This is a genomic window from Myxococcus sp. CA040A, from assembly GCF_013336725.1.
In the GTDB taxonomy this organism is placed as follows: Bacteria; Myxococcota; Myxococcia; order Myxococcales; family Myxococcaceae; genus Myxococcus; species Myxococcus llanfairpwllgwyngyllgogerychwyrndrobwllllantysiliogogogochensis.
Map to the genome: position 1 here is coordinate 169,959 of NZ_JABUMR010000006.1, position 18,938 is coordinate 188,896.

The window sequence follows — 18,938 nt, forward strand, 5'->3', positions numbered from 1 at the left end:
CGGGAGCCGACAGCGCGCCGAGACGCGCGACGCTCCCGGGGTTATGAAGCGCGCATGCGAATCCTGCACACCATGTTGCGCGTTGGGGACCTGGAGAAGTCGCTCGACTTCTACACGCGGGTCATCGGAATGAAGCTGCTGCGCCGCCACGACTATCCCGACGGGAAGTTCACCCTGGCCTTCGTGGGCTTTGGCCCCGAGGACACCCACCCCGCGCTGGAGCTGACGCACAACTGGGGCGTGGAGAAGTACGAGCTGGGCACGGCCTATGGCCACGTGGCGCTGGGCGTGCCGGACATCCGCGCGACGTGCGACGCGATTCGACAGGCGGGTGGCAAGGTGGTGCGCGAGCCCGGGCCGATGAAGCACGGCACCACCGTCATCGCCTTCGTCGAGGACCCGGACGGCTACCGCGTGGAGCTCATCCAGAAGGACACCTAGTCCCGTCGCCAGTTCGTCACCCGCACCGTGGCCGCGTGCGCCGTTCACCCGTGAAGCGCCACGGGTGCGCTCCGCCCCTCCCCCCGGGCGCCTGGGTGACAACGAAGCCTGCGTCGCCCGTCGCGGGCCATTAAGGTGGCCCCGTGAGCCCCAGCCCTTCCTTCCTCCCCAGCCACGAGCCCCCCAGCCGACCGCGCGACAGCGCCCTGCTCTTCCTCTCGCGCGGCATGGAGCTGCTCATCATCGAGCGGGAGGGCGCCATCAGCCTGCCCACCGGCTCCACGCTCCCCGAGTTCGCCGCGGCGGCCCACTACCTGGGCGTGCTGGACGGCGTGGACTGCTACGCCGCGCCCCTGCCTCGGGACTTCGCGCCCTCGGAGGGCACCACCCTCGTGCCCGCGCGCTCGCTCTACAAGCGACTGGACGAGGTGCGCTTCGCCGTCGCCGGCCGCGCGCTCGCCATCGCCGAGTGGGACATCCAGCACCGCTTCTGCGGACGCTGTGGCCAGCCCACGCAGCTGGTCTCCGGTGAGCGCGCCCGCCGCTGCACGGTGGACAACACGCCCTTCTACCCGCGCATCTCCCCCGCGATGATTGTGCTCGTCACCAAGGGCGACACCATGTTGCTCGCGCGCAACTCCACCCTGCCGGAGCCCATGTTCAGCACGCTCGCGGGCTTCGTGGACGCAGGTGAGTCACTGGAGGAGTGCGTCGCGCGCGAGGTGAAGGAAGAGGTCAACATCGAGGTGAAGAACATCCGCTACTTCGGCTCGCAGCCCTGGCCCTTCGGGCGCTCGCTCATGGTGGGCTTCACCGCCGAGTACGCGGGGGGCGACATCCAGGTGGACGGCAAGGAGATCGCCGAGGCCCACTGGTTCCACCCCGACGAGCTGCCCCGCGTCCCGCCGCGCCTGAGCATCGCCCGGCACCTCATCGACGCCTTCATCGAGCGCGTGAAGGGCCCGACGCCCAGAGGCTGACAGCGACCGGGGGTGCCAATAAGCAGGCCCTGGCGCCATCGGCTAGCGTCCCTTCTTCCTTCGCGGGAGGGACCTGGATGAATCGCTTCGCACTGCGGGACCGCACAGACGGCCTCGATGCCCGGACGCAGCACGAGGACATCGTTCGCATCCTCGCCACCCAGGAGTTCCCCTGGGACATCACCCAGGCGCTCAGCTTCGCGCTGTTCCGCACCTACGCGGTGCCGAGCATCGGGATACTGCTGCACGAGACGGGGGAGTTCACCGAGCGCACCCAGAAGCGCTACGACGACACCGTGCTCATTCTCGACGCCATCCTCGAGCACGGCATCGCCAGCCCCACGGGCCACAGCGCCTTCCGCCGGATGAACCAGATGCACGGCGCCTATGACATCTCCAACGAGGACATGCGCTACGTGCTCTCCACCTTCGTGGTGACCCCCGTGCGCTGGGTGGGCGAGTTCGGCTGGCGGCCCTTCACTCCGCACGAGGCGGAGGCGTGGACCCACTATTACCGCGCGGTGGGCCGCCACATGGGCATCCAGGACATTCCGGAGACCCACGCGGACTTCGTCGCGCTCATGGACGGCTATGAGGCGAAGCACTTCGCCTTCGATGCGCGCAGCCAGGCGGTGGCCGACTCCACGCTGGAGCTGCTCACCACCTTCCCGCCGTCCCACCTGGCGCCCAAGAAGCTCGTGAAGCTGTTCGCTCGCACGTTGATGGAGGACGCGCTGCTGGACGCGTTCCACTACGCGCGCCCCTCCGCGCTCACCCGGAAGGTGTTCCGCACCGCGCTCAAGCTGCGCGGGAAGTTCGTGCGCTACGCCCTGCCTCCGCGAGAGGTGCCCAGGTTCGGCCGCGAGAACTCCAGCGTGCGCACCTACCCGAAGGGCCACGTCGTCGAGCAGCTCGGCACCTTCCCCAAGACCTGCCCCGTGCACCATCACCGCCCGGCCACGGCTTCGGAGGAAGAAGGACACGCCCCACGGGCCCAGGGGACGGGCGGCTCCTGAGCCCGGACGGCCGCAAGTGCTCCAGATTCCACGGACTTCGCCTCGCCCGGGCCGCTTCCCGAGGCGACGTCCAGGGTCCGGGAATCCCGGGCCACTCCCGGGACGTTGGCTCCGGATTGGGGTGACGGCTTGACCTCCCGGGCTGACTGGGGTTGAAGCGCCGCTCCCTTCGCCTCACGAAGAAGCCATGCCCGCCGCGCGTCCCCACATCGAGCCCCGCCTCGTTCCCACCGCTGACTCCGTGGTGGTGAAGGAGATCTACCTCTCTCTCCAGGGCGAGTCCTCGCACGCCGGCCTGCTGTGCGCCTTCATCCGCCTCACCGGCTGTCACCTGCGCTGCACCTACTGCGACAGCGAGTTCTCCTTCCACGGCGGCGCGCGTCGGAAGAACGCGGACGTCATCGAGGAAATCAAGGCGCTGCGCACCCCGCGCGTGGAAATCACCGGCGGCGAGCCCCTGCTCCAGCCCGGCGTCTACCCGCTGATGCAGTCGCTGCTCGACGAGGGTTTCACGGTGCTGCTGGAGACCAGCGGCGCCATCGACGTGCGGCTGGTGCCTCCGGCCGTGCACAAAATCGTCGACATGAAGACACCGTCCTCGGGCGAGGCCGCGCGCAATGATTTGCGCAACTTCGCGTCGATGAACGCGAACGACGAGCTGAAGTTCGTCATCGGCTCGCGCGAGGACTACGACTGGTCCAAGGCCCTCATCGCCGAGCACCGGCTGGCCGAGAAGCCCTTCGCGCTGCTGTTCTCCACCGTGTTCGAAAAGCTCCACCCGCGCGAGCTGGCGGAGTGGACCATCGAGGACCGGCTCTCCGTCCGCTTCCAGCTCCAGATGCACAAGTACCTCTGGGAGCCGAACGCGCGCGGCGTCTGAAGCCCGCTCGCGTCAGACACCAGGCGCCGCGAAGTACAGCCAGCCCCAGAACAGCAGCCACGCGGACAGGAACCCCAGGGTCACCCAGCCGAGCACGGACGCGACCCGCGCGGGAACCTGTCCCTTCGCGGGGCTCTCCCCCCGGCGGATGCGCCCCGCCTCCCGCATCCCCAGCACCACGCTGCCCACGCCCGCCACCAGCGGCGGCAGCGGCATCGCCAGGGTACACGGCAAGACCAACAGTCCCAGCACCCCGAGCCCCAGCGCGCCCCAGGCCGCGCGCGACGCGGGCCCGTCCTTGCGCCGCAACGACACACACGGCTCGCAGAAGGCGGACTCGCCGAAGAGCTCCAGACACTCCCCGCACAGGAAGCTTCCGCAGCGCGTACAGGTGGCCACCGCGGAGACCTCCGCGTGGCGCGCACACAGGGCGGCCGTGCTTTCCACCGTCACCACGACACCCTGGCGTCGGGCGAGCGCACGGCGAAGCGACGCCTCAGAAGCCCGGCGGAGGAACGCGCGCCGTCAGCGCCGTCAGCGCGTGCGAGCCCAGGCCCAGGAACACGGCCGACAGCACCGTGCAGGACACGAAGCCCGCGACGATGAGCCCCTTGTGCCGGTGCTCGAACTGGCTGAACGCGTAGAAGAACGCGTAGCAGGGGATGAGCAGCACCATCACTCCCGTGCCCACGCTGCGGCGGAAGGCATGGACGATGAGGAAGGCGGCGCACACCAGGGCGACGAGACTGGACAGGATGGCGAGCGGGAGCAGCGGCACGCCCTCCCCTTAACACGTTCCACCCCTGGCCAGGGCGTCGTGCACATACTAAGCACGGCCTGTCGTCCCCCTGCCGAGGTGATTGCGCATGAACGCCGCCAAGACACTGCTCAACTTCGTCCTCGCGGGTACCCTGCTGGGCATCCTCGTCGCGTCCTGGGCCGGTCCCCACTTCATCGGCTGGTACAACGAGACGCCCCTGGCGACCCAGACGATGTGCAACCTGCCCCAGGTGGTCCGCAACGTCAGCTCGGACCTGCTCACCTGGCAGACCATTGGCGCCGGCATCGGCGCCGCCGCCTTCCTGGCGCTGGGCATCCTCTTCACCCTCCGCGGCAACCGGAAGGCCCGCGAGCAGGAGGCCCAGACGCCGCCTCCGGCCGCACCGTCCCAGACCGCGCCCTGAAGGGCCCTGCCCGGCCGACTACGGCACGCGCACCAGCACGGAAGGCGTCGTGCCCAGCACGCCGCCGCCCCCGCTGTCCATCACGTTGACCTGCAGCAGGAAGTGCGTCGGCTCCTTCACGCCCTCCGGAGCCGTCCAGGTCGGGGTGCGCGAGTGGGAGTCGCTGAAGTGACCCGCGGGCTCCGCGGGGTTCTGCGTCCAGACGTACTCCATCTCGTCACCATCGGGGTCCTGCACCTCGAACACGAGCTGCACGACGCCCCCGGGCTCCACCGTCTTCGGGCTCGGAATCGGCCCCGCACTGACATCCGGTGGATGGTTGACCACCCGGCCACACCCCAGGGCCAAGATGACCAGTGCGGCGAAGACTCCTGAAAGCGACCGAAGCATGGACTGCCCCCTGTGAAGAATGGTCCCACGGTAACGCGCGACACCGCGTTCGGGTATCGAGGGACCCGACACAAAAGACCCGGATTCCAGGATGATGACAGATGGCGGCGCGAAGGGTCGCCCACCAACGGTCATCCCCGCACGCCGGTATGACGAGGGAACCGGCTCAGCGTCCGCGGCGTCGCGGGGGCCGGGCGGCGGACACGAGCAGCAGCTTGTCGCCCCGGGTGAGTCGTTTGATTGCGGCCTCCCGTCGCAGGGCGGCGCCGCGGTCCTCGGCGGCCTCGCTCCAGACGAGGGTGACGGGCAATCGCGCCCGGGTGTAGGCCGCGCCGCGTCCGCGTCCGTGAGTGGCCACGCGCCGTTCCAGGTCATTGGTGGCGCCAGTGTAGAGCGAGCCGTCTCGGCAACGCAGCATGTAGACAGTCCAGCGGGGAAGGTCGTCCGGCACGGGGGGCGCGACTGTACCGCGTAGCGCCCCCGCGCACCCCGCCCCCGTGCGCCCCGCCTCAGGTCGCCAGCCGCATCCGCCCCCCACGCCGCAGGCAGAAGCGCGGCAGGCGCAGGGACAGTCGCCTCCTTCCGCCCGGCAGCCCTACCCGCGCCATGACCTCCGACACGGGCGCCAGCGGATCTCCCCAAGCCGCGAGGATGTGCGCCTCACTCACCAGCCCCAGCAAGCCCCCCCCTTCCCCCACCACGCCCAACAGCTGCACCTGGTGCCGCTCCATCACTCTCAGGGCACGCAGGAGGGTGTCTGTGGGAAAAACGGTGGCGATGAAGGACGACAAAGCTTCCTTGATTGCCCTGTTTTGCCGCATCCAGTTTCCTCCGGACCGTTATACCTACATCTCCTTGCAACGGCCCTGCCGGCAGGGATGACCACCCAGCAATGGACACGGCAACGGGCGGCGGACCGGCTTAGAGTGGGGGGGTGACACGGAGACAGGTGGCGCGGCTGGGGCGGATGGCGGACCTCTTCTCGCGGACGATGAGCCGGGGAAAAGAGGGGTTGCTGACGCTGACGTTCCGCCCGGACGAGCTGTACCGGGTGCCCACGGACGACGGCGCGGCCATCGCCATGGGGCGCTACCACGCTCGGGGAGAGCGCCGGTACGCGGAGCCCGTCATCCTCTGCCACGGGCTGGGCGCCAACCGCTTCCACCTGGACTTCGACGAGCACTACAGCATGGCGCGCTACCTGGCGCGGGCGGGCTTCGAGACGTGGGTGCTGGAGCTGCGCGGGCGGGGGCTGGCGGGCGACTGCTCGGACTTCAACTTCGACGACCAGGCGGAGCACGACGTGCGCACCGCCCTGCGCACCGTGGTGTCCACGGGGGCGAAGGAAGTGCTCTGGGTGGGGCATTCCAAGGGTGGCCTCACGCTGTACGCCCACCTGGCCAAGAACCCGCAGGCCCCGGTGCGGGCCGCGGCGATTCTGGGCAGCCCCTTCACCTTCGCGGTGCAACCGGGGCTTCGCACCTTCATCCAGCGCGTGGAGCCGCTCTTGCGGCTGAAGGTCATCCCCACCGGCCGAGTCACCAGCATCGCGCTGCTGGGCGCGCCGCCGGGCCCGCTGAGCCGGTACATGATGCTGGCGGAGAACATGGAGCCGGAGGTCGTGCGGCGCGCGCTGGCCAACGTGCCGGCCAACATCTCCGGCGGCGTGGGCCGCCAGTTCGCCCGCTGGATTTCCACCAACCGCTTCACCACGTACGACGGGGGCTTCGACTACCGCGAGTCCCTGGCGGGGGTGAAGATTCCCGTCCTGCTCCTGGCGGGCAGCAAGGACCTCCTGGCCCCGCCCATGTCGGTGGCGCGGGCGAAGGAGGCGCTGGGGGGCCCGGTGAAGTTCCTCGTGGCCGGGCGAGGGCACGGCTTCGGCGCGGACTACGGGCATGCCGACCTGGTGCTGGGCCGCCGGGCACCGGACGAAATCTTCCCCCTGGTGGAGGCGTTCCTCTCCGCGCACGCCACCCGGCCGTGAGCCGGCACACAGGCGACGGGACTCCGGGTTGTCCGGGCCCCCTTGGCGTGCTACCCGGAAGCCCCTCCCCATGAGTCTGTCCCCCCGCCTCCTCACCCTCGCCCTGCTGGCGCCCGCCGCGTGCGGGAAGGCCCCGGGCGAGGTGCCCGCCGGGCAGGCGGTGATGGACCTGCGCCACACGCGACGGACGGACGGACGGGCGGTGGCGCGCTGGAGCGGCGATGCCGTGACGGCGGAGGAGCTGACCGAGCGCTTCCTGGAGATGAGCCCCGCGCTGCGCGAGCGCTACGTGGAGCCCCGCGCCCGGCGTGAGTACGTGGAGTCGCTGGCCCGGTTTGATTTGCTGGTGCGCGACGCGCTTGCCCAGGGACTCCAGGACGACCCGGAGGTGGTGGAGGCCACGCGGCGCGCGCTGGTGGGCCGGCTGATGCGCTCGCGACTGGAAGAGGCGCGAGTGACTGTCACCGACGCGGAGCTGGCGGAAGCCTATGCCGCGCGCAAGGACGACTTCGTGCGCCCGGAGGCCCTGCGCCTGTCCCATGTCTTCCTCGCCGCGCCGCGGGCCGATGCCGCCCGGGAGAGCGCCGCGAAGGGTGAGGCACAGGCCCTGCTCGCCCAGGCGAAGGCGCTTCCGGCGGAGGACTTCGGAGGCTTCGGAAAGCTGGCGCGCGAGCGCAGCCAGGAGCCGCGCACCGCGCCGCTGGATGGGGACATGCGCTTTCTCTCCGACGAGGCGCTCACGCGCGAGTACGGAGCCGAGGTCGCCCAGGCCGCTCGCGCCCTGAAGACCGAGGGCGAAGTGAGCGGCGTGGTGCGGACCGACAAGGGGCTCCACGTGCTCAAGCTGCGCGCACGCAGGCCCGCGCTGGACCTCTCGCTGGACGACGTGCGCGAGGAGCTGCGCGTGCGCCTGGAAGGCGAGAAGCGCACGCGCGCGTGGGGCGAGTACCTGGCGCGCGTGGAGAAGCAGTTGTCGCTGTCGGTCGACACGGACGCTCTGGCCCGGGTGCCGGTGGACGTCCAGGCCCCCATGCGCAAGCCGTCGAGCCCGCTGCCGGGCACGGTGCCCGCGCCATGAGGGCCCGCTTGCCAGCTTGGGGGGCCATCCCCACCTTTGGGAGTCGCCCCCACCCTTCCCCCAGGACTCCGCGCATGCGTCTTTCTCCCACCCGCGCTCCCCTGCTGTCCCTGGTGCTCGCCCTGGCGCTGAGTCAGGGGTGCAACACGCCCGTCAAACTGACGCCCGACGACACGGTGGTGGCCACCGTGAATGGCGAGGTCCTCTCCCGCGTGGACTTCGAGCAGGAGCTGGGCCGGGAGCTGGCCTCCACGGAGGCCTCCCAGCGCACGCCGGAGGAAATCGAGCCCTTCAAGCGCACGCTGCTGGACACGTACATCCACCGGATGCTGCTGCTCCAGGCGGCGCGGAAGAACAACGTCACCGTCACCCCGGAAGAGGTGGACCGGGGCGTGCTGCGGCTGTCGGGCGACTACCCGGCGGGCAACTTCAACGAGGTGCTCGCCCAGGGCCAGCTGTCCATGTCGGAGCTGCGCGCGCGCGAGGCCAGCCGGCTGACCATCGAAAAGCTCTTCGCCAGCCACGTCTACGCCCGCGTGGGGGTGACGGAGGAGGAGCTGCGCGCGTACTACGCGGCGCACGAGGCCGAGCTGAACGAGAGCGAGCAGGTGCACGCCGCTCAAATCGTGGTGAAGGGCCTGGACGAGGCCCGGCGGCTCCAGACGCAGCTCAAGTCGGGCAAGAAGTTCTCGGACCTGGCGCGCAGGTACTCGCTGAGCGCGGATGCCAAGGTGGGAGGCGACCTGGGGTTCTTCCCCCGAGGACAGATGCCGCCCGCCTTCGACGAAGTGGTATTCAAGCTCGGGGTCGGGCAGGTTTCGGACGTGGTGTCCACCGAGTACGGCTACCACCTGTTCAAGGTGCTGGAGCGCAAGCCCGCGCGGAAGCGGGACTTCGCCGAGGCGCGTCAGTGGGTGGAAGCGAAGTTGATGGAGCAGAAGCGCACGGAGGCGCAGGACGCCTTCGAGAAGGAACTGCGGGACAAGGCGCAGGTCCAGGTGAATGAGACCACGCTGCAGGCCATCCGCGGACAGCCCGCGGCACTCCCGCAGGCAGCGAAGTGACGGAATCGTGGGCGCGGCGGACTGTTGGACGGGCCCGGTGTGGTGCGGAAGGATGCACGGAATGAAGAAGCTGGTGGCATTCGTCGCTGCGGCGGCGCTCCTGGGGGGCGCCACGTCGGCGCGCGCGGAGCTGGTGGACAAGGTGGCGGCGGTGGTGAACCGCGACGTCATCGCACTGTCGGAGGTTCAGCAGCGCGCGGCGCCGGAGGTGTCCCGCCTCAATGACCCCGACCCGCGCAAGCGCGCCGAGCAGCGCGCGCAGCTCATGAAGACGGCGCTCGACACCCTCATCGGCGAGAAGCTGATGGAGGCCGAAATCACGGAGATGGGCATCTCCGCGACCGAGGGCGAGGTGGACGAGCTCGTCAATGACGTGCGCAAGCAGAACAACATCACGGACCCGGCGCAGTTCGAGCAGGTGCTCGTCGCCGAGGGCCTGACGATGACCACGTACCGGGACATGCTGCGCAAGCGCATCCTCCGGGACCGGCTCCTGCGCATGAAGGTGGGCCCCAAGGTGAAGGTCACCGAGGAGGACCTCAAGGCCGCCTACAACCAGTATGCCCGCGCGGAGAGCGAGGACATGGAAGTCCACGCGCGCCACATCCTGGTCGCCGTGGACCCGAAGGCCACCGAGGAGCAGGTGGCCGCCGCGCGCAAGAAGGCGGAGGGCATTGCCCAGGAGGCCCGTCGCGAGGGCATGGACTTCTCCGCCCTGGCGCGCGCGCGCAGCGAGGGCCCCAGCGCCGCGGACGGCGGAGATTTGGGCTGGTTCAAGCGCGGCGTCATGGTGCAGGCGTTCGAGAAGGTCGCCTTCAACCTCAAGGATGGCGACGTCAGCGAGCCGGTGCGCACCAACTTCGGCTGGCACATCCTGAAGGTGGAGGAGCGCCGCTCCGTCGCCGCGACGACCTACGAGGAGATGCGTCCGAAGCTGGAGGGGAAGCTGCTCCAGGAGAAGACGGACAAGTTCCTGGACCAGTACGTCACGGAGCTGAAGCAGAAGGCCAGCATCGACGTGAAGATGTAGCCTGTCGTCCCCACGCGGGGGATGCTCGCCACCGTGAGCCTCCCCCTCGTCGGTATCTCCCTGGGTGATGTGTCGGGCATCGGGCCGGAGGTGACGGCCGCGGCCCTGGCGCTCCCCGCCGTGCGTCGCGCGCTCATCCCCGTCGTCTTCGGGGATGGGCCCACGCTGGAGCGCTTCCCCTTCTTCCGCCGCCATGCGCGCGTGGAGCCCTCCGCCCTGGGCCGCGTCGAGTCCCCCACCGTCGTGGTGGTGACTCAGCTGGCGGCCAGGGACCGCGTCCCGGGCAAGCCCTCGCGCGAGGGCGGACGCGCGCAGTACGCGTACGTGACGGCGGCGATTGACGCCATGCGCGCGGGACACGTGGACGCGCTGTGCACGGCGCCGGTGTCCAAGGAGGGGATTTCACGCGCGGGCATTCCCTTCATGGGCCACACGGAGGTGCTGGCGGAGGCCTTCGGCGTGGACGTCATGATGATGATGGACGGGCCGCGCGTGCGCATCGCCCTGGCCACCAACCACGTCCCCATCTCCGCGCTGTCCAAGCTGCTCACCGTGGAGGGCCTCACCGCGCAGCTCAAGCTCTTGTCACGCAGCCTCGCGCCCGTGGTGGTGGGACGCAGGCCTCGCATCGCCGTGCTCGGGCTGAATCCTCACGCGGGCGAAGGGGGCCTGTTGGGGCGCGAGGAGGTGGAGGTGATTGGCCCCGCCATCCGCAAGGCACGCGCGGCGAAAGTCGATGCACACGGGCCGATTCCGGCGGACGGCCTCTTCGCGAGACCCGATGAAGTGGGCGCGCGGTACGACGCGGTGCTGGCGATGTACCACGACCAGGGACTCATCCCCGCGAAGGCGCTCGACTTCGAGCGCACCGTCAACGTGACGCTGGGACTGCCGGTGCCGCGCACCTCGCCGGACCACGGCACGGCCTACGCGATTGCCGGCAAGGGGCAGGCGAACTGCGTGCCCATGGCGGAGGCGCTGCTCAAGGCCGCGCAGCTCGCTCGGCCTCCCGCGCGAGGTGGTCGGCCAGGTCCTCGCCGTCCTTCTCCGCGTCGATGAGCTTCACCTCGGAGCCCACGCCGCTCGGAGGAATCACCAGCACGCTGACCTTGTCGAGCGGGCATTCGCCCAGACAGCCCGAGGAGAACACGCGGGTGCTCGGTCCCAGGCCCCGCGCGGCCACGGCTTCCCGGATGCGGCGCGGCAGATCCACGCCCCCCAGGCGAGGGTCCAGGCGCACCGAGCAGTTGTGGCAGACGTGCAGCTCGGTTGGCTGGGAGTCCGGTGCGGCCTCGGGTGGAGGGGGTGTGCGCATCGCCTGGAAACATAAGGCGGATGAGACTCCGCCGCCGTAAGCTGGAGCGCGGGTGCCGAGGGGCGCCCACACCCGGAAAGACGACGTCACCCTCCTGGATCCGCGTTGAACCTCAGGTTCCTGGCGAGTTCCTTCCACGGCCCATGCACGGGTGAGGGCCGACCTTGAGGGACTTTTCGATGGGAATCAGAAACACGAGTCGCAGGTCATGAAGGCGCCTTTCGGCAGAGACCTGACGACAGGCAGCATTCCCCGCCACCTGGTGGCCTTCTCCATCCCGATGTTGATGGGGAGCTTCCTTCAAACGGCATACAGCTTCATCAACGCCATCTGGGTGGGCCGGTTCCTGGGCACCGAGGCGCTGGCGGTGGTGACGGTGAGTTTCCCCGTCGTCTTCGTCCTGTTCTCCATCGGCATGGGCCTCACCATGGCGACGAGCATCCTGGTGTCGCAGAACTACGGCGCCCGGAGGATGGACGAGCTGCGCAAGGTGGTCGACAGCTCCACGGTGCTCATCTACTCGCTGGGCGTGGTGCTCACGCTGCTGGGCGAGTGGCTGGCGCCGACCATCCTCACGCTGATGGACACGCCGCCGGAAATCCATGCGGAGTCCGTCAGCTACCTGCGCATCTTCCTGTTGTCGATGCCCCTGGGCTTCGGCTTGTTCCTCACGCGCAGCCTGCTGCAGGGCGTGGGTGACTCGAAGACGCCGCTGTATTTCCAGGCGGGCTCCGTCCTGCTCACCACGGTGCTGGACCCGGTGCTGATGTTCGGCTGGCTCGGGTTGCCCAAGCTGGGATTGAACGGCACGGCCTGGGCCACGGTGGTGTCGCAGCTGTTGGCGCTCATCACGCTGCTCATCTATCTGCGCATGAAGGATGTCCCCGTCGCGCCGCGCAGGCCACGGCTGGCGCACCTGGGGCCCACCACCTGGAAGACGCTGCGCATCGGCGTGCCGGCCGCTGTGCAGCAGTCGCTCGTGTCCATCGGCATGGTGTTCGTGACGGGTCTGGTCAACGGCTTCGGTGAGGTGTCCACGGCGGCGTTCGGCGCGGCCTCGCGCATCGACCAGATTGCCTTCATGCCAGCGATGACGTTCGGCATGGCCGTGTCCACGCTGGCCGGACAGAACCTGGGGGCGGGCCGTTACGACCGCGTGCAGGAGATCTTCAAGTGGGGGTGCCTGTTCAGCGGAGGCATCACCCTGGTCATCTCGGCGGTGGCCGTGTCGTTCCCGGAGGCGCTGCTGCGCATCTTCGTCTCGGACCCGGCGGTCATCGGGCCGGGCGTCACGTACCTGCACATCGTGGGAGGGACGTACGTCCTGTTCGCGCTCATCTTCGTGAGCAACGGCATCATCAACGGCGCGGGACGCACGTTGATGACGACGATTTTCTCGCTGGTGAGCCTCTGGGTGGTGCGGGTGCCGGTGGCGTACTGGCTGTCGCGCCGCATGGGCAGCGTGACGGGTGTGTGGATTGCGATGGCCTTGAGCTTCGGCGTGTCGCTGGTGGTCAGCATGGCCTACTACTTCTCCGGCCGGTGGCGGCGCCCCCTGGTCAAGAAGGCGCCCGAGGGCCCCACCACGCCCAACCCGGGCGACGTCTTCGGACACGAGACAGGCGAGGCCTGAGCGGCCCCGCCCCCTTGGGCTAGAAGACGAACGGGAAGCGGATGGGCTCCTGCATGCGGACCGTGTGCACGGGGAACTTCCAGCCGCGCACCACGCCCTCGATGCAGCCGGCGAGCGGCGTGGCGCGCAGCGCCTGCGTGTCCATGGCGACGCTCGTCGCCTCACCGCTCGGCAACACGGACCAGCGCACCACGAAGCGCCCGTCCTTCTGCACCGACGTGTCCGCGGCATGCTGGCGCAGGCACGCGGTGATGGCGGGCTGATTGGAGACCACCACCTGCTTCACGTCCTCGGGCGTGAGGTGCTCCTTCGCGTCGAGCGCGGGCGGGACGTACACGGTCCGCGCGACGGTGGACTCGGAGGCGGCGCGCTCCTCGCCGTCTTCGGTGAAGCCGAGCTCTCGCGCGAACTCCTCGTCCAGCTCCGACTCGGTGCTGGTCGCGCCATCGGGGTCGTCCGTGGTGTCCGCCGGAGCGGAGGTCGTCTGCTCGTCGGAGTCGGGCTCCTCGAAGGTCATCTCCATCACCGCGCCCGAGGAGGACTCCGCGACACTCTGGGTGGGAGTCGTGCTCACGGGAGCGCGAGTCGTGGGCGCGCTCTCGGTTCGGATGCTCCGCTCGCCGGACTTCACAGCCAGGGTGTCACGGCGGGCCATCAGGTCCGCGCCGCTCGGGCCCGAGAAGGACGTGAGGGCGCGAGCCGGGTCCGTCGACGCGCCTTGCGCGTGCAGCCCGTTCGCGATGTCGCTGATGCTTCCGGGAGGGGCCCAGACGTAGGGGCCCATGTACCGAGGAGCGACGGGGTTCATCGCGTTGGTATCGGCCACACCCGGGAAGGCCGTGCCCGCCATGAGGCCAGGAATGGCCCAGTACCCCATAGCAACCGAAGAACCCGTCTGGCCGAACTGCCACGAAGCGCTCGCGCTGTTGAGTTGACCCGAGGTGTTCGCGCCGACCAGCGCGCCTGCGTTGCCCACGCCGTTGAGCTGGCCCGAGGCGTTCGCGTCGACCAGCGCGCCTGCGTTGCCCACGCCATTGAGTTGGCCCGAGGCGTTCGCGCCGACCAGCGCCCCCGTGCTGTTCGCACTGTTGAGCTGACCCGAGGCGTTCGCGCCGACCAGCGCCCCCGAGTTGCTCGCGCGGTTGAGCTGGCCCACGGAGCCGACGCTGCCGTCGGATCCCGCCACCCCTTGCCGCGCCGAAGCACCCAGGGCTCCCTGATGCGCCGAGGTACCCGCGACGCCATTCACCGAAGGGGAACTCGCGCCTTGCTCCCAGAAGCGCACGCTCGCGACCACGAGCATGCCCGCCGCGACCACGCCCACCGCCGCGACGCCGAGCAGGACGCCAGACACCACGTCGCGGCCTCGACTCGACGCCGTCGGCGCCGCCACGGGGCCACCCCAGGCGTGCTGCTGCCCTGGCGCCAGGGAGCCGTCCCAGGCGTGCTGCTGCCCGGGCGCCATCGGTCCGCTCCACTGCTGCGCGGGCGGGACCATGGGAATACCCCAGGGTTGCTGCTGAAGATTGAGCGGCCCCTGCACCTCGCTCACGGTGTTCTTCCGCGGCGTCGCCTGCGTGGACGAACCGCCGCGAGCCGTCTTGACCGGAACCACCTTGGAGTGCCCCCACGGCAGACGCACCGCCTCCGCGACTGGCACCTCCGGATTCGCGCGCATCCACTCCGGAATCACCACGGGCGCGGACTCGGACACGGACTCACCAGGCTCCGCGTCGGAGAACGCGGGCCGAGGCGACTCGGAGATCCACCGCGTCTCCTCTTCCGCGAGGTCCAGCAGCGCGCGCATGTCCTCCGCGGCTTCGCGCGTGGGCGTGAGCGCTGCATCACCGTCGCCGTCGACTTCCGGCTCCATGGCGAGCTCTCGGTCCAGATATGCGTCGAGGTCGCAGTCCAGCGCCTCCGTCACACTCAGTGCCTCACCCGACTGCTCGTGCTCACAGCCATTCGCCTCGGGATGATTCATGCCCCGCGTACGGAACTGTTCGTCGCCTCCTGACAGAAGCTCGCCCACACACCCTCCCCTCAACCGCGCAGCCATTCCCGCGCCAGGGCTCGCAACGTAGGGACGCGTCCCGCTCACGCCAGCGTGACTGTCTCGCGCACGACGTTTCTTCGCCGTGGCACGCGTTCGCTGTCCGCTGTCTCACCGCTCACGCGCGAAATACGGCGCCGCGCCACTCCTGCGCACCGACACCGCACGACGCGTGGCCACCTCACAGCTACAACGCGCGCGGCCCACGTCGAGCACGCGCGCGAACACACCCGCTCCAGCGACTACCAGCGCTCCTCATCGGACTTCGGAGCCATGGGCCACGCGGGCGCGGGGACACCGTTCACGGAAACTCCGCCGTGCATGAACGTGGGCGCGCCCTGAAGGAACTCCGCCGGGAAATCGAGCGTCGGCTTGGACGCGTCATCCAACGCCTTCACCTGCTCCGGCTTCAGCGTCACCTCCAACGCCCCCAGGTTGTTGTCGAGCTGCTCCAGCGTGCGCGCACCCAGGATGGTGGACGTCACGCCGGGCCGCCCCTGCACCCACGCCAGCGCCACGCGCGCCACCGTGGTGCCCTGCTCTTTCGCTACGCGCTGAAGCACGTCGATGAGCTTGTACGTCTTCTCCGTCAGCGAGTTCTCCGCCCACGCCCCCCGGTCCGCCTTCACCTTCCCCGCGTTCTCCCGCGTGTACTTTCCACTGAGCACGCCACTCTTCAGCGGCGACCACGGCGTCACCCCCAACCCCAGCTCCCGAGCCATGGGCACCAGCTCCCCCTCCACCGTCCGCTCCAACAACGAGTACTCGATTTGCAACGCCACCAGCGGAGCCCAGCCCCGGAAGTGCGCCGTCACCTGCGCCTGCGCCACCTTCCAGGCCGGTGTATCCGAGATACCGATGTAACGGACCTTCCCGGAGCGCACCAGGTCGTCGAGCCCGCGCATCGTCTCCTCGATGGGCGTATTCACATCCCAGCAGTGCATCCAGTACAGGTCGATGTAGCTCGTCTGGAGTCGGCGCAGCGACTCCTCGCACTGCGCCATCAACGACTTGCGTCCCGCGCCACCACCATTCGGGTCCCCCGGGAAGAGGCTGCTGAAGAACTTGGTCGCAATCACCACCCTGTCCCGCCTGCTCGGATACCGGCCCAGGTGGTCACCAATGATTTTCTCCGAGTGCCCCCGCGTGTATGCATTCGCCGTGTCGAGGAAGTTGCCGCCCCGCTCGAGGAAGCGGTCCAGGATGGCATTCGACGCCTCGACGCTGCTGCCCCAACCCAGGTCGGTACCGAAGGTCATCGTGCCCAGACACAGCGGGCTGACCCGCAGACCCGAACGGCCCAGCGTGACGTACTCATTCAGTGACATGGAGGACTCCCAAGGGAAGACGAAGGCATCCCTCACCGCCGGAGGTGGAGTCTCGACGCGCAGACGCGGGCAGGGGGGCGTGGACTATCGCGTCCATGGGAGCCGCCGCCACTCGGACGCGAGGCGTTTGACGAACAGCAAACGCCTCTGTCTGGCTTCCCCCGGAAGAACATGCTCAAACGCGGCCCGTGTCCCCACGCCACGCCTTCATCGCCCTCGTCGCGCTGATGACCGCCTGTGCTCGCGACCCTGGCGCCCTCAGGAGCCCACCGCCCATGACGCCCCACACCCCCTCCCAGACGGAGGACGTCCGCGCCCTCCTGGCACTCGAGGAGTCCATCGTCCGCGCCATCCAGGCCCGCGACACCCAGGCCCTGAAGGGCTTGATGGCGGAGGACCTCGTCTTTCGCGGCGTGGGCGACGTGGAGACGGACCGCACGGCGTTCCTCGCCAACATCGCCGCCATCCCCGGCACCCTCCTCTCTGTCGAAACCGAGACGGTGCGCGCGCACGTCTTCGGCGACACCGGCGTGCTCACCGGCACCCAGCGGGCCCGCGTGCGACTCCCCGATGGAACCGAAGTCTCCGACGTGGGGCACTTCACCGACGTGTGCCAGCGTCGCGAGGGCCGCTGGTGGGTCGTCCTCGCGCACAGCCTCCCCGCACCGCCCACCCAGGCCACGCCCGACTGACCCCAGGGCCCCACCCACACCTCCCGTCGGGCGGCCCGTGTCCGCACGAAAAATCGCGCGCCACCGGACACCGAGTGTCCTTTGCTGATACACTGAGTCCCACGGGGGTACTCAGCATGCCGCTCAATCGCGGTGAACGCCGGTGGACACTGCCGGCGCGGAACGCAGACTGGCTCGTCGTCTCGTCCGTCGACACCGACGCGAAAGAGCGCCGCCCGCGAGTGCCGGACGTGTTCGTCACGTCATCCCTGGACCGGTGGCTGTCCACCCCGTCGGCGCGCACGCTGTATGGCATCTACGAAGCCCTCGGCGGCAGCAGCCCCTTCGGCCTGACGGGCCTGGAGCGCTCCCGCTACGAGCAACGCCTCAAGCAGCGCCTCTCGGACGCCTTCACGCGCGGAGAGCTCGTCGCGCTCGAGGTGGCCCGCCCGAAGAGCGTGCCAGCGCCTTGGACGGCCAGACCCGAGGCCAAGGCCGACGAGGCCGTGGTGGAGGAGATGACCTGGCTGGCCATCGAGCTCAAGGACGAGGCGGGAAAGCCCGTCCCCAACGCGCGCTACGTCGTGAGCCTGCCTGACGGCAGCACGCGCGAAGGCACCCTCAACTCCAATGGCTACGCCCGCGTGGAGGGCGTCAATCCCGGCGAGTGCCAGGTCACCTTTCCCGAACTGGATGGCCAGAGCTGGAGCTGAACACCACCGCGAAGCTCAGGGACGACGCGGCCCAGGAGCAGACGAGGACATCCCCAGCGGTCTCTGGGGCAACAGCTTGAAGAGGAAGGCCAGGAGCGCCTCGAAATGGTCACCCTTGCGGAAGACGGCATCCACCGGCATGTCGATGGCGCTGTCGGCGCCGGTGACGAAGACCACCTTCGCGCCCGGCATGTGGTGACGCACCAACGGAATCAACCCCGTGCCGAAGCCGTCACCCAGGCTCTGGTCCAGCAACACCGCGTCGATGGGCCGCGGGTGGTTGAGCCACTTCTCCGCTTCCGCGTAGGAACCCGCTGTCACCACCGCGAACCCCGCTTCCTCCAGCAGCGCCGCGAGCGTCATCCGGTTGGACGGGTCATCTTCCACCAGCAGCAGGCAGCGCCCGAAGGTCCAGCTCGTCTCCATCACTTGCTCCCCCGTATCTCGTCATGGCCCGCGAGCCGCATCCTGGCCCCCGCCTCCGGGCGGTGCAGGAAGAGGACCTCGACGTGCGTGCCCCCCGAGGGGCCTCCGTCCAGTGCCACCTTCCCCCCATTGCGCAGCACCAATCGCTGCACGATGTTCAATCCCAATCCCGCGTGGCCGGGACGTGTCGAATAGAAGGGCTCGAAGGCGCGTGAATACGCCTCCGCCGCCAGCCCCTCTCCCGCGTCCTCCACGCGGATGCCCACGCCGCCCTCACCCTCTTCAACGTCCCAGGTCCGCACGGTGAGCATTCCTCCGCGCGGCATCGCTTCCACGGCGTTGTCCACCAGACAGCGCACCAGCAGCGCCAGGTCCTCCAAATCCAGCGGCACCGTGCCCCGGGCCTTGAAGTCGCGCTCCACGCGCACCTGCTCCGGCACCCTCGCCTCGCGCAGCCCCTGCTCCATCGCCTCGCTCGCGTGGCACAGGGGCTTGTCGCTGCTGGCCACCGGGGCGCGTCGCGTCAGCACCTCCTCGGCCGCCGCCAGCTCCCGGTCGATGAGCTGGAAGAAGGCTTCCACCCGGGCATCCGTGCTCCAGACGTCCGTCTTCTGCATCTTCCGCATCAGGTAGAACGAAGCATTGCGGACACTGGCCAGCTTGTTGCGGAGGTCATGCCGCAGCGTGGAGGCGACGACGTCCGCCACCGCGGCCCGTTCCCGCGCTTGGAGATCTGCGCGCGCGCCCAT

The 18,938-nt window shown here is 69.4% G+C and carries 23 protein-coding genes; 13 read left to right on the forward strand and 10 right to left on the reverse strand.

Translation table 11 applies throughout. From position 1 onward, the window contains the following. Positions 1-54: 54 nt before the first annotated feature. From gloA to HUA75_RS26700, 4 genes are all read left to right on the forward strand, one after another. The gene (gene gloA, locus HUA75_RS26685; protein WP_141648671.1) at positions 55-441 is read left to right on the forward strand and encodes a lactoylglutathione lyase; all 387 of its coding nucleotides are present in this window, start codon (positions 55-57) and stop codon (positions 439-441) included. Between the two features lie 143 nt (positions 442-584). Then, a complete protein-coding gene (gene nudC, locus HUA75_RS26690; RefSeq protein ID WP_174487965.1) occupies positions 585-1,421 on the forward strand; it encodes an NAD(+) diphosphatase in 837 nt (278 codons plus the stop codon). 77 nt (positions 1,422-1,498) lie between these two features. Continuing rightward, positions 1,499-2,437 (forward strand): oxygenase MpaB family protein, encoded by a 939-nt coding sequence (locus HUA75_RS26695; protein WP_174460060.1) that lies wholly within the window; start codon positions 1,499-1,501, stop codon positions 2,435-2,437. A gap of 187 nt (positions 2,438-2,624) precedes the next feature. Next, on the forward strand, positions 2,625-3,317 hold the full coding sequence (locus HUA75_RS26700) for a radical SAM protein (protein WP_141648668.1): 693 nt from the start codon (positions 2,625-2,627) through the stop codon (positions 3,315-3,317). A 12-nt stretch (positions 3,318-3,329) separates the two neighbouring features. Here the strand turns inward: HUA75_RS26700 and HUA75_RS26705 are convergent, their stop codons facing one another. Both HUA75_RS26705 and HUA75_RS26710 read right to left on the reverse strand, forming a co-directional pair. Further along, complete coding sequence (locus HUA75_RS26705) at positions 3,330-3,770, reverse strand: hypothetical protein (RefSeq protein WP_371746197.1); 441 nt, start codon at positions 3,768-3,770, stop codon at positions 3,330-3,332. A 43-nt stretch (positions 3,771-3,813) separates the two neighbouring features. Then, positions 3,814-4,095 carry a hypothetical protein gene (locus HUA75_RS26710; RefSeq protein WP_141648231.1) on the reverse strand — a complete coding sequence of 94 codons (282 nt, stop codon included), beginning with the start codon at positions 4,093-4,095 and terminating at the stop codon, positions 3,814-3,816. Positions 4,096-4,183: 88 nt separating this feature from the next. Here HUA75_RS26710 and HUA75_RS26715 point away from each other — a divergent pair, with 88 nt between their 5' ends. Further along, a complete protein-coding gene (locus HUA75_RS26715; RefSeq protein ID WP_141648232.1) occupies positions 4,184-4,501 on the forward strand; it encodes a hypothetical protein in 318 nt (105 codons plus the stop codon). 18 nt (positions 4,502-4,519) lie between these two features. Here the strand turns inward: HUA75_RS26715 and HUA75_RS26720 are convergent, their stop codons facing one another. From HUA75_RS26720 to HUA75_RS26730, 3 genes are all read right to left on the reverse strand, one after another. Further along, positions 4,520-4,891 (reverse strand): hypothetical protein, encoded by a 372-nt coding sequence (locus HUA75_RS26720; RefSeq protein WP_174456955.1) that lies wholly within the window; start codon positions 4,889-4,891, stop codon positions 4,520-4,522. A gap of 166 nt (positions 4,892-5,057) precedes the next feature. Next, a complete protein-coding gene (locus tag HUA75_RS26725; RefSeq protein WP_174468031.1) occupies positions 5,058-5,309 on the reverse strand; it encodes a GIY-YIG nuclease family protein in 252 nt (83 codons plus the stop codon). Between the two features lie 91 nt (positions 5,310-5,400). Then, complete coding sequence (locus HUA75_RS26730) at positions 5,401-5,712, reverse strand: CBS domain-containing protein (RefSeq protein WP_174487966.1); 312 nt, start codon at positions 5,710-5,712, stop codon at positions 5,401-5,403. A gap of 146 nt (positions 5,713-5,858) precedes the next feature. Here HUA75_RS26730 and HUA75_RS26735 point away from each other — a divergent pair, with 146 nt between their 5' ends. The 5 genes from HUA75_RS26735 (at position 5,859) to pdxA (ending at position 11,109) form a co-directional block, all read left to right on the forward strand. Beyond that, positions 5,859-6,878, forward strand: coding sequence for an alpha/beta fold hydrolase (locus tag HUA75_RS26735; RefSeq protein ID WP_141648244.1), 1,020 nt, complete (start codon positions 5,859-5,861; stop codon positions 6,876-6,878). Positions 6,879-6,948: 70 nt separating this feature from the next. Continuing rightward, a complete protein-coding gene (locus HUA75_RS26740; protein ID WP_174487967.1) occupies positions 6,949-7,956 on the forward strand; it encodes a peptidyl-prolyl cis-trans isomerase in 1,008 nt (335 codons plus the stop codon). Positions 7,957-8,030: 74 nt separating this feature from the next. Continuing rightward, a complete protein-coding gene (locus tag HUA75_RS26745; protein ID WP_141648236.1) occupies positions 8,031-9,020 on the forward strand; it encodes a peptidyl-prolyl cis-trans isomerase in 990 nt (329 codons plus the stop codon). A gap of 61 nt (positions 9,021-9,081) precedes the next feature. Next, the gene (locus HUA75_RS26750; RefSeq protein WP_174456957.1) at positions 9,082-10,050 is read left to right on the forward strand and encodes a peptidylprolyl isomerase; all 969 of its coding nucleotides are present in this window, start codon (positions 9,082-9,084) and stop codon (positions 10,048-10,050) included. Positions 10,051-10,083: 33 nt separating this feature from the next. Next, entirely contained in the window at positions 10,084-11,109 is a 1,026-nt protein-coding gene (gene pdxA, locus HUA75_RS26755; RefSeq protein WP_174487968.1) for a 4-hydroxythreonine-4-phosphate dehydrogenase PdxA, read from the forward strand. On the opposite strand, the gene HUA75_RS26760 is transcribed toward pdxA, so the two are convergent. Continuing rightward, positions 11,033-11,365: a hypothetical protein gene (locus HUA75_RS26760; RefSeq protein ID WP_141648239.1), complete on the reverse strand. Its 333-nt coding sequence runs from the start codon at positions 11,363-11,365 to the stop codon at positions 11,033-11,035. The genes pdxA and HUA75_RS26760 overlap by 77 nt on opposite strands. A 208-nt stretch (positions 11,366-11,573) precedes the next feature. On the opposite strand from HUA75_RS26760, the gene HUA75_RS26765 reads away from it, so the two are divergent. After that, the gene (locus HUA75_RS26765; RefSeq protein ID WP_141648240.1) at positions 11,574-12,998 is read left to right on the forward strand and encodes an MATE family efflux transporter; all 1,425 of its coding nucleotides are present in this window, start codon (positions 11,574-11,576) and stop codon (positions 12,996-12,998) included. A 19-nt stretch (positions 12,999-13,017) separates the two neighbouring features. Here HUA75_RS26765 and HUA75_RS26770 read toward each other — a convergent pair whose 3' ends face one another. Next, positions 13,018-14,982 (reverse strand): AgmX/PglI C-terminal domain-containing protein, encoded by a 1,965-nt coding sequence (locus tag HUA75_RS26770; RefSeq protein WP_174487969.1) that lies wholly within the window; start codon positions 14,980-14,982, stop codon positions 13,018-13,020. Positions 14,983-15,293: 311 nt separating this feature from the next. Next, complete coding sequence (locus tag HUA75_RS26775) at positions 15,294-16,379, reverse strand: aldo/keto reductase (RefSeq protein WP_174487970.1); 1,086 nt, start codon at positions 16,377-16,379, stop codon at positions 15,294-15,296. A 275-nt stretch (positions 16,380-16,654) separates the two neighbouring features. Between HUA75_RS26775 and HUA75_RS26780 the strand changes: the two genes are divergently transcribed. Next, positions 16,655-17,071 (forward strand): SgcJ/EcaC family oxidoreductase, encoded by a 417-nt coding sequence (locus HUA75_RS26780; RefSeq protein ID WP_174456960.1) that lies wholly within the window; start codon positions 16,655-16,657, stop codon positions 17,069-17,071. Between the two features lie 116 nt (positions 17,072-17,187). After that, positions 17,188-17,763, forward strand: a complete 576-nt coding sequence (locus tag HUA75_RS26785; protein ID WP_141649374.1) for a carboxypeptidase-like regulatory domain-containing protein — start codon at positions 17,188-17,190, stop codon at positions 17,761-17,763. A 15-nt stretch (positions 17,764-17,778) separates the two neighbouring features. On the opposite strand, the gene HUA75_RS26790 is transcribed toward HUA75_RS26785, so the two are convergent. Both HUA75_RS26790 and HUA75_RS26795 read right to left on the reverse strand, forming a co-directional pair. Continuing rightward, positions 17,779-18,189 (reverse strand): response regulator, encoded by a 411-nt coding sequence (locus HUA75_RS26790; RefSeq protein ID WP_174456961.1) that lies wholly within the window; start codon positions 18,187-18,189, stop codon positions 17,779-17,781. Then, positions 18,189-18,938 carry an ATP-binding protein gene (locus HUA75_RS26795; protein ID WP_141649372.1) on the reverse strand — a complete coding sequence of 250 codons (750 nt, stop codon included), beginning with the start codon at positions 18,936-18,938 and terminating at the stop codon, positions 18,189-18,191. Before HUA75_RS26795 ends, HUA75_RS26790 begins: the two co-directional genes overlap by 1 nt.